The organism is Kitasatospora sp. NPDC091207, assembly GCF_044768625.1.
Taxonomy (GTDB): domain Bacteria; phylum Actinomycetota; class Actinomycetes; order Streptomycetales; family Streptomycetaceae; genus Kitasatospora.
In genome coordinates this window covers 437,592-451,327 of record NZ_JBIVVS010000002.1, presented here as the reverse complement: position 1 = coordinate 451,327, position 13,736 = coordinate 437,592, and the positions used below count along the sequence as shown (strand labels likewise).

The 13,736-nt window shown below is 74.1% G+C and carries 11 protein-coding genes and 1 riboswitch; of the genes, 9 read left to right on the top strand and 2 right to left on the bottom strand.

Features of this window, described 5'->3' with window-relative positions; all coding sequences use genetic code 11:
- Positions 1–24: 24 nt before the first annotated feature.
- The 4 genes from ACIQTO_RS06675 to ACIQTO_RS06660 all read left to right on the top strand — a co-directional run bounded on the left by ACIQTO_RS06675 (position 25) and on the right by ACIQTO_RS06660 (position 5,230).
- Positions 25–1,068: an NlpC/P60 family protein gene (locus ACIQTO_RS06675; protein ID WP_402383768.1), complete on the top strand. Its 1,044-nt coding sequence runs from the start codon at positions 25–27 to the stop codon at positions 1,066–1,068.
- A gap of 327 nt (positions 1,069–1,395) precedes the next feature.
- Positions 1,396–1,550, top strand: a riboswitch (cyclic di-AMP (ydaO/yuaA leader).
- A gap of 10 nt (positions 1,551–1,560) precedes the next feature.
- Positions 1,561–2,724 carry an NlpC/P60 family protein gene (locus ACIQTO_RS06670; RefSeq protein ID WP_402383766.1) on the top strand — a complete coding sequence of 388 codons (1,164 nt, stop codon included), beginning with the start codon at positions 1,561–1,563 and terminating at the stop codon, positions 2,722–2,724.
- Positions 2,725–2,948: 224 nt separating this feature from the next.
- Positions 2,949–4,007, top strand: a complete 1,059-nt coding sequence (locus ACIQTO_RS06665) for an NlpC/P60 family protein (RefSeq protein WP_402383762.1) — start codon at positions 2,949–2,951, stop codon at positions 4,005–4,007.
- A gap of 173 nt (positions 4,008–4,180) precedes the next feature.
- Positions 4,181–5,230: a hypothetical protein gene (locus ACIQTO_RS06660; RefSeq protein ID WP_402383759.1), complete on the top strand. Its 1,050-nt coding sequence runs from the start codon at positions 4,181–4,183 to the stop codon at positions 5,228–5,230.
- A 40-nt stretch (positions 5,231–5,270) separates the two neighbouring features.
- Here ACIQTO_RS06660 and ACIQTO_RS06655 read toward each other — a convergent pair whose 3' ends face one another.
- A complete protein-coding gene (locus ACIQTO_RS06655; protein WP_402384265.1) occupies positions 5,271–6,563 on the bottom strand; it encodes a glycosyltransferase 87 family protein in 1,293 nt (430 codons plus the stop codon).
- 376 nt (positions 6,564–6,939) lie between these two features.
- On the opposite strand from ACIQTO_RS06655, the gene ACIQTO_RS06650 reads away from it, so the two are divergent.
- Positions 6,940–8,076, top strand: coding sequence for a glycosyltransferase family 4 protein (locus ACIQTO_RS06650; RefSeq protein ID WP_402383756.1), 1,137 nt, complete (start codon positions 6,940–6,942; stop codon positions 8,074–8,076).
- 45 nt (positions 8,077–8,121) lie between these two features.
- On the opposite strand, the gene ACIQTO_RS06645 is transcribed toward ACIQTO_RS06650, so the two are convergent.
- A complete protein-coding gene (locus tag ACIQTO_RS06645) occupies positions 8,122–9,915 on the bottom strand; it encodes an AMP-dependent synthetase/ligase (RefSeq protein WP_402383753.1) in 1,794 nt (597 codons plus the stop codon).
- 320 nt (positions 9,916–10,235) lie between these two features.
- On the opposite strand from ACIQTO_RS06645, the gene ACIQTO_RS06640 reads away from it, so the two are divergent.
- The 4 genes from ACIQTO_RS06640 to ACIQTO_RS06625 all read left to right on the top strand — a co-directional run bounded on the left by ACIQTO_RS06640 (position 10,236) and on the right by ACIQTO_RS06625 (position 13,557).
- Positions 10,236–10,670, top strand: coding sequence for an SRPBCC family protein (locus tag ACIQTO_RS06640; protein ID WP_402383750.1), 435 nt, complete (start codon positions 10,236–10,238; stop codon positions 10,668–10,670).
- Positions 10,671–10,695: 25 nt separating this feature from the next.
- The gene (locus tag ACIQTO_RS06635) at positions 10,696–11,868 is read left to right on the top strand and encodes an ArsA family ATPase (RefSeq protein WP_402383747.1); all 1,173 of its coding nucleotides are present in this window, start codon (positions 10,696–10,698) and stop codon (positions 11,866–11,868) included.
- Positions 11,869–12,048: 180 nt separating this feature from the next.
- Positions 12,049–12,420: a DUF5304 family protein gene (locus ACIQTO_RS06630; RefSeq protein ID WP_402383744.1), complete on the top strand. Its 372-nt coding sequence runs from the start codon at positions 12,049–12,051 to the stop codon at positions 12,418–12,420.
- 192 nt (positions 12,421–12,612) lie between these two features.
- Positions 12,613–13,557 (top strand): ROK family glucokinase, encoded by a 945-nt coding sequence (locus ACIQTO_RS06625; RefSeq protein ID WP_402383741.1) that lies wholly within the window; start codon positions 12,613–12,615, stop codon positions 13,555–13,557.
- Positions 13,558–13,736 lie beyond the last annotated feature (179 nt).

The window sequence follows — 13,736 nt, the reverse complement described above, 5'->3', positions numbered from 1 at the left end:
CCGTTGGAAGAAGGAGCCGGTCCCTTGGCCACCCACCGCCGTCCCAAGCAGCCGAGCCGCGCGCGGGTCTCCGTGCTCACCGCTGCCGCGGCGACCGCGGTCGCCCTCTCCGCCCAGGTCGCCGCGCACGCCGCGCCGAGTCCGTCCCCCAAGAAGGAGGACGTGAAGGCGCAGATCGACCAGCTGCAGGAGGAGGCCGAGCAGGCCACCGAGAAGTACAACGGCGCCAAGGAGCGGGCCGACCAGCTGCGCAAGCAGTCGGACCAGCTCCAGGACCAGGTGGCCCGCGGCCAGGACCAGATGACCCAGCTCCAGGCCGGGCTGGCCGAGGTGGCGGGTGCGCAGTACCGCACCGGCGGCATCGACCCGTCCGTCCAGCTGATGCTCTCCTCCGACCCGTCCGGCTACCTGGACAAGGCGTCCAGCGTCCAGCAGGCCAGTTCCAGCCAGGCCGACGCGCTCAAGGGCCTGCAGGACCAGCAGCGCCGGCTGGACCAGCAGAAGGCGGAGGCGGCCGCGATCCTGGCCTCCCTGGACAACACCACCAAGGACCTGAACCAGTCCAAGGCGGAGGTCAACAAGAAGCTCAAGGAGGCTCAGGACCTCCTGAACTCGCTGAGCGCGGCGGACCGGGCGGCGCTGAAGGCCGCCCAGCAGCAGGCGGACCGGGCCTCGCGCGGCAGCGAGCGGGCCGATCTGGGCAGCCTGCCGCAGGCCAGCGGCATGGCCGGGTCGGCCGTGTCCAACGCGATGAGCAAGCAGGGCTCGCCGTACCAGTGGAGTTCCGTCGGGCCGAACACCTTCGACTGCTCGGGCCTGATGGTCTGGTCGTACGCCAAGGCCGGTGTCACGCTGCCGCGCACCTCGCAGGCGCAGGCCAACTACGGCTCCCGGGTCCCCTCGCTCGCCGAGGCCCAGCCGGGCGACCTCATCATCTACCGCGACGACCGCAGCCACGTCGGGATGTACATCGGCAACGGCATGGTGGTGCACGCGCCGCACACCGGTGACGTCGTGAAGGTGATGAAGGCCGACGCGATGAAGATCAACACCATTCGCCGGGTCTGACGGACCGGCACGACACGCCCACGGGCCGGGACACGGCCCTGTGATCCACGCCACCTCCTGATCGGGGGTGGCGTCGGCATTCACGGCGGCATGGTGACAAACGATCAGCTCCGTGTGGGCTGGTGATCACACTCGGTCATATTCACAAGTGAACTTGGATATTCTTCCGGCATTTTTCTGACAAGGATTTGAACGGATCACGGTTCTGTTACTAGGGTCGTGCCTCGAACCACCGCACAGTCGATCACCCAGCCAGGGTGGCGGCGGGGGTTTACCGCCGAGTTCGTGAAGCAGCGGGGCAGGTCGTCTGCCCGACGGGGAGCCCAGTAGTCGGGGGTGCTGTGGAGCGGAGCCGGGGAACCATGTTCCTCCGGGGTGAATCGGCGCCAGGTCGACCGCGAGAGCGGCCGGTGAGGCGTCGTAGGGCACGCTTCCGGCCCGAACCCGTCAGCTCACCCGGTAGGCGGACGTAGGAAGAAGGAGTCCGCCTTCGTGGCGTCCCATCGTCGTCCCAAGCCCGCCGGCCGCGCCCGGGTCTCGATCCTGACCGGTGTCGCCGCTGCGGCGGTCGCCCTCTCCGCGCAGTCCGGCGCCCACGCCGACCCGACGCCGACCAAGGACCAGGTCAAGGAGCAGGTCGACCAGCTCAACGAGCAGGCCGAGCAGGCCACCGAGAAGCTCAACGGTGCCCAGGCCAAGCAGCAGGAGCTGCAGAAGCAGGTCGGTGAGCTGCAGGACAAGGTGGCCCGCCAGCAGGCCTCGGTGACCGAGGCCCAGGGTGGCCTCGCCGAGATCGCCGGCGAGCAGTACCGCAACGGCGGCATATCGCCGACCGTCCAGCTGATGCTCTCGTCCAGCCCGGACAGCTTCCTCACCCAGGCCGGTGCGATCAACCAGGCCGGCAGCACCCAGTCCAATGTCCTGAAGGACCTTCAGGAGCAGCAGCGCAGGCTCGACCAGGACCGCAACGAGGCCCAGGGCAAGCTCGCCGAGCTCGAGGCCACCACCCAGCAGCTGAAGGCCTCCAAGGAGGAGGTCCAGGGCAAGCTGGCCAAGGCCCAGGACCTGCTCAACACGCTGACCGAGCAGGAGCGCCAGGCGCTGCGCGCGGCCGAGGAGAAGGCCGCCGCCGAGGCGAAGGTCAAGGCGGACGCCGCCAAGGCCGAGGCCAAGGCCAAGGCGGACGCCGACCGGGCCTCCCGCGACAACAGCCGGGACAACCTGGCCGGCTCGTCCTCGGCGGCCGCCAAGCCCGCCGCCGCCTCGTCCGCCGCCGCCGCGCCGTCCGCGCCCGCGGCTAATGGCTCGCGCGCCGCCGCCGCGATCGCCGCGGCCGAGAGCAAGCTGGGCGCGCCGTACGTCTACGGCGCCTCCGGCCCGGGCTCGTTCGACTGCTCCGGCCTCACCAGCTGGGCCTACGCCCAGGCCGACGTGTCGCTGCCGCGCACCTCGCAGGCCCAGGCCACGGTCGGCACCAACGTCGGCACCAACATCGCCAACGCCCAGCCCGGTGACCTGATCATCTACCGCGCGGACCGCAGCCACGTCGCCATCTACGTCGGTGGCGGCCAGGTCATCCACGCGCCGAAGCCCGGTGCGAACGTCCGGTACGAGACCGCCAGCATGCTGCCGATCTCGGCCATCGTGCGCGTCTGATCCGACGTCCGCCGCCGCAGGCCCGGTCTCCCCTCGCGGGAGGCCGGGCCTGCGGCTTTTGCGGCGGACCGGTCTGGTGTCCGATTGCGGGTCAAATATTCGGGTTGGGAGGGGTTTGGACTCGCTCGCCCGGACTCGCTAACGTCTGCCACCGGACTTCCGCTTGAGAGCCGCCCGCTCCGGTGCGGCGGCGGGGCCCGGCCCAGGATCGGAGCCACCGTCGTATGGCCCTGCACCGCCGTTCCCCCCTGCCGGGTGCGCTCGCCCGCGCGCTGGTGCTGACCGCCGCGGCCACCACCGCGCTGGGGGTGGCGACGGGCGGTGCCGCCCAGGCCGCCCCGGGCGCGCCGGACGGGCCGTCGAACCGCAAGGACGTCAAGGCGCAGGTGGAGCAGCTGTACGACGAGGCCGAGCAGGCCTCGGAGAAGTACAACGCGGCACTGGACGCCCAGCAGCGGCTCCAGTACGAGACCGGCACCCTCCAGCAGCAGGTCGCCGTCGCCCAGGACGACCTCAACCAGCTGCGCGGCGACCTCGCCACCGTGGCCGGCGCCGAGTACCGGGGCGGCGGGATGGCGCAGACCGTCCAGCTGATGCTCTCCACCGACCCGGAGGGCTATCTCTCCAAGGCCCGGACCCTGGAGCAGGCCGCCGAGCGGCAGAACGAGACGCTGCACGAGGTGGTGGCCCGTCAGCGCCGGCTCGACCAGCGCCGGGCCGAGACCTCCATGAAGCTCTCCGAGCTGGAGCAGACCCGCCGCGCCCTCGCCGAGAGCAAGCAGCAGATCCAGCAGCGGCTGGCCAAGGCGCAGCGGCTGCTCAACAGCCTGGGGGCCGGTGAGCGGGCCCGGCTGGTGGCCCAGGACGCCCGGGAGGCCGAGCAGCGGGCCACCCGAGGCACCGACCGGCTCGACCTGGGCACCGCCCCGCCCGCCTCCGAACGCGGCGCCGCCGCGCTGGCCGCCGCCGTCAAGATGATCGGTTCGCCCTATGTGTACGGATCCACCGGGCCCCGTGCGTTCGACTGTTCGGGTCTGATGTACTGGAGCTGGCGGCAGGCCGGAGTGACCCTGCCGCGCACCTCGCAGGCCCAGGCGTCCGCCGGCCAGCGGGTCAGCATCTCCGACGCGCGACCGGGAGACCTGGTGATCTTCTACCGGGACATGCACCACGTCGGCATGTACGCCGGCGGCGGCGTGATCGTGCACGCCCCCTACCCGGGCGCCAAGGTCCGCTACGAGAGCGTCAACGCGATGCCCGTCGCCGGGGTGATCCGGCTCTGAGCCGGCCCGGCCCCACCCCTCCCGCCGACGCGAACCCGGCCCCGCGACCGGGAGGCGCGCCCGCGTCACGCCGCGGCGCGCTGTCCCGGCGCGGTGCGCTGCTGCTCGCGGCGGGCGGACTGGCCCAGCTCTCGCTGCCCCGGGCGGCACCGGCCGCTCCCGTGGCCGTGGCGGTGACGGACCACCGGGCCGAGCTGACCGGGCTGCTGGCCGAGCGGGCCCGGGCACTGGCCGCCGGGCTGTCCGCGACCCCGGTCGAGCTGGCCTACCGCAACCTCGTGCTCGGGCCGGGCGGCGGGCCGGACCGGCTGACCGGGACCGCCGAGCTGACCGTCCGGGTGGCCGGCTACGACGAGTACCCGGTGGTCCACCCGCGCCGGCTGGCGCTGCTGCGCGGTGGCGACGGCTGGCGGGTGGAGCGGGAGGAGGGCACCGGCGGACCGGCACCGCTCTGGGACCTCGGGACCGTGCGGGCGGCGGGCGGCGAGCACTGCCTGGTGCTCGGCCTGGCCGACGGGCCGGACCCGGCGCGGCTCGCGGCCGTGGCCGACCGGGCCGTCCCGGCCGTCACCGCCCTCTGGGGCAGTGCCTGGGCGGGCCGGCTGCTGCTGGAGCTGCCCGCCACCGAGGAGCAGTTCGGCCGGCTGCTGGACGCCGGTCCGGCGGGCTGGGGCGGCATGGCGGCGGTCACCACCGCGGCGCCCGGTGCCCCCTGGCACACCCCGGCGGACCGGGTGCTGGTCAACCCCGGGGCGTACGAGGGGCTCAGCGACTTCGGCCGCCAGGTGGTGACCACCCACGAGGCGGTGCACGTGGCGACCCGGGCCGACACCCGCGCGTGGACGCCGCTCTGGCTCTCCGAGGGCGTCGCCGACTGGACCGGCTACCGGGACTCCGGCCGTTCCCCGCGGCAGATCGCCCCCGAGCTGGCCCGCGACGTCGCCGCCGGGAAGGTGCCCTCGGCGCTGCCCGCCGACCGGGACTTCACGGCCGGGGCCGCCGGCATCGCGCAGGCCTACGAGCAGTCCTGGCTCGCTTGCGAGCTGATCGCCCGCCGCTACGGGCCGCAGCGGCTCGTCGACTTCTACCGGGCGGTCGGCGCGGCGGGCGCGGGCACCGGCCGGGACGAGCGCACGGACCGCGTTCTGCGGGACGAACTGGGCCTGGGGCTGGCCGATTTCACCGAGCTCTGGACGGCCGAGGTCCGCCGGCTGGCGGGGTAGGCCCGCCGGGGCGCCCGGCAGCCCGGTACCCCGGCCGCTCCTAGCGGCGCCGCTGGGCCGGGGTCTCCGGCCGGTCGATGCCGTCCAGCAGGTCCTGCTCGTACGCGATCCCCGGGCGCACCGGGTAGCCGGTGGACGACACCGGCTCCGAGCGGTCCAGCACCACGGTGGCCGGGAGCTGGGCGGACCCGCGGGTCGAGCGCCAGAGCCGGACGCAGGAGAGCCCGGTGGCGGCCAGCAGCAGCAGGTTGCGCAGGGCCAGCGCGGTGACCGCCCAGGGCTCGCTGCCGACCAGTTCGCTGAAGAGCAGCGGGAACTCCACCACGGTGAGCGGTGTCGCGGCCAGGACCAGCAGCGCCACCGGGCGCTGGCTGGTGGTGCGCACGGTCAGGCAGACCGCCGCCGCGCCGACCAGCCAGACCAGGTACTGCGGGCTGATCACCCGGCTGGTCACGGTGAAGATCAGCAGCGCGGCCAGCGCCGCGTCGTACATGGTGGCCGCGGTGCGGCGCTTGGCGGTGAAGCGCCAGAGCAGCAGCCAGCCGAAGCCCAGCACGCTGCCGGCCAGCATCACCTTGCCGACCACGGTCACCCACGGCCCGAGCATCTCGACCGAGCCGTAGTTCATCGTCACCCTGCCGTCCCAGGCGCCGGCCATTCGGGCGAAGTGCAGGGGCAGGGCGCCCACCGACTCGACCTCGACGCCGCGGTCCTTCTGGAAGGTCAGGAACTCGAACGCGCCGTTCATCCCGGCCGCGAGCAGGAAGCCCACCGAGACGGCGGTGGCCGCGGCGGCGGTCCAGGCGCGGCGGGTGCGGCGGCCGGACGGGGTGCCGATCAGGCCGATCAGCGGCCAGATCTTGATGATCCCGCCCAGGCCCAGCAGGATCCCGCCGATCGCCGGGCGGCGGATCAGCGCCAGCAGGCCGGCCACCGCGATCGCGGTGACGATGACGTCGTACCGGTTGTAGATCATCGGGCCGAGCAGCGGCACGCCGGCCACCCAGACCCAGGCGCCGGTCAGCGCCCGGCCCCTGCGCAGTCCGGTCCGCACCAGCAGGGCCATCGCCACGCCGTCGGCGATCCCGCAGATCACCCAGAACGAGACCAGGTACGACCAGGGCAGCAGCCCGGGCAGCATGATCACCAGGGCGGCGCCGGGCGGGTACTGCCAGGTCACGTCGTCCAGCGGGAAGGTGCCGGTCTGCAGGACGCCGTACCAGCCGTGGTAGATCAGCCAGACGTCGGTGGTGATGTCCCCGCCGGGCATCCGCAGCACGCCGGTCACCAGCAGCAGCAGCAGCGCCCGGGAGGCCAGCCACGTCCCGCCCAGCGCGCAGAGCGCTCCGGTGCGCCTGACGGGGCCGACGGGGGCCGGTACGGGCTCCTGGCGGACGGCCAGCGCCGTGCCGGGGCCGTCGGCGCCGCTGGGTGAACCGGACTCGGTGGCCGGGGCCAACTCCACTGCGCTCCCTCGTTCGTCTCGGACGTCCCACCGGAGGCGTCACGCGACGGACGCCCGGGCGGCCGGTGCCGGGCGCGGCGCCACACCGGGCGGGGCCGCACCGACTGCCTAGGTACTAGGACAGACCCGGGGGTGAAACGGTTGCCGTGCGCGGATCCGTTCCCGGCGGGTCATGGTGTTGACCTATCGTACGGATCACCCAGCGGTACACCGAGCACCCCCCGACCGAGCGAGCCGTGGCCTGATGCACAAGACCTTGATCGTCACCAACGACTTCCCGCCGCGACCCGGCGGCATCCAGGCCTTCGTCCACAACATGGCTGTCCGTCAGCCCGCCGGGAGCATCGTGGTCTACGCGTCGACCTGGCGTGACGGCGGTGAGGTCGCCCGCTTCGACGCCGAACAGCCGTTCCCGGTGATCCGGGACCGGACGAAGGTGATGGTTCCCACACCGCGGGTCACCCGGCGGGCCGCGGAGATCCTCCGGGCCGAGAACTGCGACGCGGTCTGGTTCGGCGCGGCCGCCCCGCTCGGGCTGATGGCGCCCGCGCTGCGCCGTGCCGGGGCCGGGCGGCTGCTCGGCATGACGCACGGGCACGAGGCCGCCTGGGCCCAGCTCCCGGTGGCCCGGCAGCTGCTGCGCCGGATCGGCGCCGGCACCGACACCCTCACCTACCTCGGCGAGTACACCCGCTCCCGGATCGCCGGCGCGGTCGGCCCGGAGGCGGCCGCCCGGATGGCGCAGCTGCCGCCGGGGGTCGACGAGCGGACCTTCCACCCCGACTCGGGCGGTGCCGAGCTGCGCCGCCGGCTCGGGCTCGCCGACCGGCCGGTGGTGGTCTGCGTCTCCCGGCTGGTGCCGCGCAAGGGCCAGGACACCCTGATCGAGGCGCTGCCGCAGATCCTCGCCGAGGTGCCGGACACCGTGTTGCTGATCGTCGGCGACGGCCCCTACCGGGCGGACCTGGAGAAGCTCGCCGACGCCCGGGGCGTCCGTCACGCGGTGCGGTTCACCGGGGCGGTGCCGTGGTCGGAGCTGCCCGCGCACTACGGCGCCGGAGACGTCTTCGCGATGCCCTGCCGCACCCGGCGGGGCGGGCTGGACGTCGAGGGCCTGGGGATCGTCTACCTGGAGGCCTCGGCGACCGGCCTGCCGGTGGTGGCCGGGGACTCCGGCGGCGCGCCGGACGCGGTACTGGAGGGCGAGACCGGCTACGTGGTGCCGGGCGGCTCGCCGGCCGCCGCGGCCGAGCGGATCGTCCGGCTGCTGAACGACGAGGAGCTGCGCCGGCGGATGGGCGAGGCCGGGCGGCGCTGGGTGGACCGCTCCTGGCGGTGGGACCTGCTGGCCGGGCGGCTCACCTCGCTGCTGGCGGGTTGACGGCGCGACGGGGGCCCGGCCCGGTGGCAGGCCCCCGTCGTACGGTCACCGCCGGTAGATCGCCTCGACATCGGCCGCGAAGTCCTTCAGCACGAGGTTGCGCTTGAGCTTGAGCGACGGCGTGAGGTGGCCGCTCTCCTCGGACAGGACGGTGTCCAGCAGGCGGAACTTCTTGACCGCCTCGGCGTGCGAGACGGCGGCGTTGCCGTCGTCCACGGCGGACTGGAGGGCGGCGAGCAGGTCCGGGTCCTCCATCAGCTCGGACACCGTGGCGGTGGCCGGCTTGCCGTTCAGCTCCTTCCACTTGGGGAAGAAGTCCTCGTCCACGGTGACCAGGCAGCCGATGAACGGCTTGCGGTCGCCGACCACCATCACCTCGCCGACCAGGGCGTGCGCCCGGATCCGGTCCTCGATCACCGCCGGGGCGACGTTCTTGCCGCCCGCGGTGACGATGATCTCCTTCTTGCGGCCGGTGATGGTGAGGTAGCCCTCGGAGTCCAGCGAGCCGATGTCGCCGGTGGAGATCCAGCCGTCCTTCAGCGCGTCGGCGGTGGCCCGCGGGTTGTTCCAGTAACCGGTGAACACCTGGGGGCCCTTGAACAGGACCTCGCCGTCCTCGGCGATCCGCACGGCGGCGCCGGGCAGCGGCTGGCCGACCGTGCCGATCTTCGGCTTGTCCCACGGGTTGAAGGCGGTGGCCGCGCAGGTCTCGGTCAGGCCGTAGCCCTCCAGCACGGTGAAGCCGATGCCCCGGTAGAAGTGCCCGAGGCGTTCGCCGAGCGGGGCGCCGCCGGAGATCGCGTGGGTCGCCCGGCCGCCGAGCGCGGCGCGCAGCTTGCTGTAGACCAGCTTGTCGAAGACCTTGTGCTTGATCCGCAGGCCCAGGCCCGCGCGGCCGGCGTCCAGCGCCCGGCTGTAGGCGATCGCGGTGTCGGCGGCCTTGTCGAAGATCTTGCCCTTGCCGTCGGCCTGGGCCTTCGCGCGGGCGGTGTTGTAGACCTTCTCGAAGACTCTCGGCACACCCAGGATCAGGGTGGGCCGGAACGCCGCCAGCTCGGCGGTGACGTCCTTGATGTCCGACACGTGGCCGAGCTTGATCGGGGCCATCGCGGGCGCGATCTCCGCGATCCGGCCGAGCACGTGGGCCAGCGGCAGGAAGAGCAGGACCGAACTCTCACCGGTGCGGAACAGCGGGGCCAGCCGCTCCACGATGTTGCCGCACTCGGCCATGAAGTTGGCGTGCGTCAGCTGACAGCCCTTGGGGCGGCCGGTGGTGCCCGAGGTGTAGACGATGGTGGCGATCGAGTCGGCCGTCGCCAGCGACCGGCGCTCGGTGACGGTGGTGTCGGCGACGTGCTGCCCCGCCTCGGCCAGTGCCGCCAGCGCGCCGGCCTCGATCTGCCAGGTCTGCCGCAGCAGCGGCAGGCGCTCCCGGACCCCCTCGACCACCGCCGCGTGCTGGGCCGTCTCGGTGAGGACGGCCACCGCCCCCGAGTCGCCGAGGATCCACTCCACCTGCTCGGCGGAGGAGGTCTCGTACACCGGCACGGTGATCGCGCCGGCCGTCCAGATCGCGAAGTCCAGCAGCGTCCACTCGTAGCGGGTGCGGGACATGATGCCCACCCGGTCGCCGGGCTCGATGCCGGCGGCGATCAGGCCCTTGGCGGCGGCGTGCACCTCGACCAGGAACTGGGCGGCGGTCAACTCCTGCCACCGGCCGTCCACCTTGCGGCTGAGCACCACGACGTCCGGGTGCCGCTCGGCGTTCTGGTGCACGAGGTCGGAGAGGTTACCGCCGCTCGGTACCTGGTAGAGGGCCGGAAGGCTGAAGTCGAGCAAGACTGCTCCTCGTTCGCGACGCTGCGGGACGGCAGGACGTTACTGCCCGGTAGGCAGCTTCGACCAGGGGGGTCGGCTCCGGTGTTCGAAGTGTCACACCTTTACCCGGTCCGACCAGGCCGTGACCGGGTCGTTCGAATGGCACCCTACGACAGCCCGGGGGTGACCGGCCGGTAGCCTGCGAGCGCCCCGAGCCCGCGACTTCCGCGCCTCCGAGCCCTGGACCTGAGGGATCGCCGGTCGCGATAGCCTGCTCCGGGCGCACCCGACCGAGCAGGCTCGGCCGGGCCGGCAGCAGGGACGACGCGGAGGGCCATTCCATGGCGGAGCACACCAGGTCGAGCATCACCATCGAGGCGACCCCGGCGAAGGTCATGGCCGTGATCGCCGACTTCGCCGCCTACCCGGCCTGGACCGGCGAGGTGAAGGAGATCGAGGTGCTGGAGACCGCCGAGAACGGCCGTGCCGCCCAGGTGCGCCTGCTGCTCGACGCCGGCGCCATCCGGGACGAGCACGTGCTCGCCTACACCTGGGACGGGGACCGTGAGGTCGGCTGGACGCTGGTGCGCAGCCAGATGCTCCGCTCGCTGGACGGCTCCTACTCGCTCGCCCCGCTCGACGGCGGCCGGACCGAGGTCACCTACCAGCTGGCGGTCGACGTCAAGATCCCGATGCTCGGGATGATCAAGCGCAAGGCCGAGAAGGTCATCATCGACCGGGCCCTGGCCGGGCTGAAGAAGCGCGTCGAGGGCTGACGCCGGGAAGACGGGGCCGCACGGCATGACGGCGACACGCACCATCCTGGTCAGCGGTGACACGGCGGCACCCACGGTGGCGGCCGCCACCGCCCTGCACGCCGCCCGGCAGGGCCGGCGGACCCTGCTGCTGGCCGCCGACGACCCGCACCGCACCCTGGACACCGTCCTCGGTACACGGCTGGAGCCCGAACCGGCCGGGTACGCGCCCGGCCTGACCGTGGCCCGGATCGACGAGCAGGCCGCGTTCCGGCACGCCCTCGGCGAGATCGGCGGCCGGATCAAGCCCGCCCTCGACCTGCTCGGCGCGGACCCGCTCGACCCCGAGGAGCTCACCGCGCTCCCCGGTACCGCCCGGCTCGCCCTGCTCCGCGCCCTGTCCGCCGTCGAGGCCGACGTCCTGGTGGTGCTGGGCCCGCCGCCCGCCGAGCTGATCGCCGCGCTCGCCCTGCCCGAACAGCTGGAGCGCTACCTGGCCCGGCTGGTGCCCGAGCAGCGCCAGGCCGCCCGCGCGCTGCGCCCGCTGCTGGCCGGTCTGGCCGGGGTGCCGATGCCCGCCGACTGGCTCTACGAGGGCCGGAGCAAGGCCGCCGCCGCGCTCGCCGAGGCCCGGGCGGCGATCGCCGCGCCCGGTACCAGCGTCCGTCTGGTCACCGCCGCCGACGCCCACCCGTACGAGGAGCTCCGCCGGATCCGGGCCGGGCTGGCCCTGCACGGCCACCGGCCGGACGCCGTGGTGGTGCACGGCGTGCTGCCGGACGCCGCCGCCGACTCGGCCGACCCCTGGCTGGCCGGGCTGGCCCGCCGCCGGCGGGAGGAGCTCGCCGGGCTGACCGCCGCGAGCGACGTCCCGGTGCTGGTCACCGGATTCGCCGAGGTCACCCTGGAGGCCGTCGCCGACCGCCTGTACGGCACCGGTCCCGGCCCGGCCCCGCTCGACCCCGAGCCGTGGACCGTCGAGGACCGGCTGGCCGAGGACGGGCTGCTGGTCTGGCACCTCCCGCTGCCCGGCGCGGAGCGGGCCGACCTGGACCTGGTGCGGCGCGGCGACGAACTCGTGGTCGGCCTCGGTGCCCATCGCCGGGTGCTCGCGCTGCCCTCGGCGCTGCGCCGCTGCACCGTCGCGGGCGCGGGCCTGCACGACGGGGCGCTCGCCGTCCGCTTCGCGCCGGATCCGGCGCTCTGGCCGCGCGGCTGAGCCCCTTGCGGCGCCCGTGACCGGGCTTCCCGTCGGCGCCGGTGGCCGGCCCGCCGGTCGACGGCCGGCCCGAGCCCGCCGCCGCGGCCCGGCAGCAGAGCCCGTCGGGGCGGCGGGGCCGGTCCGGTAGCGTCGGGGCCAGGGGCCGCAGGCGCGGCCGGAGCTGAGGAGACGCCCGCGATGACCACTGCCGACGACCGCACCGAGCAGTCCGCCGAGCAGCCCGCCGAGCACCCGTTCGGCCCGGAGCTGGGCCCGCTGGTGGACGAGGTGCGCCGGTTCGCCTCCGTCGTCGGCCAGAAGGCGCAGGAGGCGAGCGCCGAGACCCTGATCTCGCTGGCCGGCTTCGCCGACCGCCTGCGTGAGAAGCAGCCGGAGGTGTACGAGCACCTGTCGGCCGCGGGTAGCGGCCTGGCCGCCGCCGGTGGCGAGCTGGTGGCCGCCTACCGGGCCGCCGTGGCCGGCCACGAGTACCGCTGGACGGCCGGTGACGGCGCCCGCAGCGAGCGGATCGACCTCGACACGCCTGACGGGCCGTCCGACAAGCAGTGAAGCCCTGACCTCCGCGTGGTGACCGTGCGGACCTCCGCTGTGACGGAGCGGGGCGGAATGTACGACTTTTGAAGCTGCTCGGCGAGCTTGGGCGCGAATTGTCTTCGGTTAATGTAGGCGACGGTGTGTACGGGGGCAGGGTTGGGCGGTACCGTTCCGTCCAGCGGGAACGAGTGAATAGCTGAGGGACACATGGCTCTGACCATCGGCGTCGACGTCGGCGGGACCAAGATCGCGGCAGGCGTGGTCAACGAGGCGGGCGAGATCCTGGCCCGGACCAGGGTGCCCACCCCGGCCGACCCGCAGTGGGCGGTCGACGCCATCGCGCAGGCCGTGCGCGAGCTCAAGGAGCAGTACCCCGACGTGGTGGCGGCCGGCGTCGGCGCCCCCGGCTTCGTCGACCGCGACCGCTCCACGGTGATCTTCGCCCCCAACATCGACTGGGAGGACGAGCCGCTGCGCGGCCGGATCGAGGAGCTCGCCGGCCTGGACACCGTGGTCGAGAACGACGCCAACTGCGCCGCCTGGGCCGAGTTCCGCTTCGGCGCCGCCGCCGAGCACTCGGACATGGTGCTGATCACCGTCGGCACCGGCATCGGCGGCGGGATCGTCCTGGACGGCCGGCTGCACCGCGGCCGGTTCGGTGTGGCCGGCGAGATCGGCCACCTCAACATGGTCCCCGACGGCCTGCCCTGCGGCTGCGGTGGCAAGGGCTGCTGGGAGCAGTACGGCTCGGGCCGGGCGCTGCGCCGCTACGGCCGGGAGATGGCCGCCGCCGACCCGGTGCGCGGCCGGCGGATGCTGGAGCTCAACGACGGCGTCGCCGAGACCATCCGCGGCATCCACATCACCGAGGCCGCCGAGGCGGGCGACCCGCTCGCCCTGGAATGCTACGCGGAGCTGGCCGACTGGCTGGGCCGCGGCATGGCCGACCTCGCCGCGCTCTTCGACCCGGCCGTCTTCGTGCTGGGCGGCGGTGTCTCCGACTCCGGCCGGCTGCTGCTCGACCCGGTCACCAAGGCTTTCGAGCACTACCTGACCGGTGGGGTGCACCGCCCGCGCGCCGAGGTGGTGCTCGCCTCGATGGGCTCGGCCGCCGGCATCGCCGGTGCGGCCGACCTGGCCCGCACCGTCTGACCGGACACCCGCGCACCCGCCGACGGCGGGGGGGGGGGGGGGGGGGCGCCCGCCCCCGCCCCCCCCCGCCGCCCCCGCCCGCCCCCCCCCCCCCCCCCCCCCCCCCCCCCCCCCCCCCCCCCCCCGCCGCGCCCCCCCCCCCCCCCCCCCCCCCCCCGCGGAAACCGCTGACCGGGCGT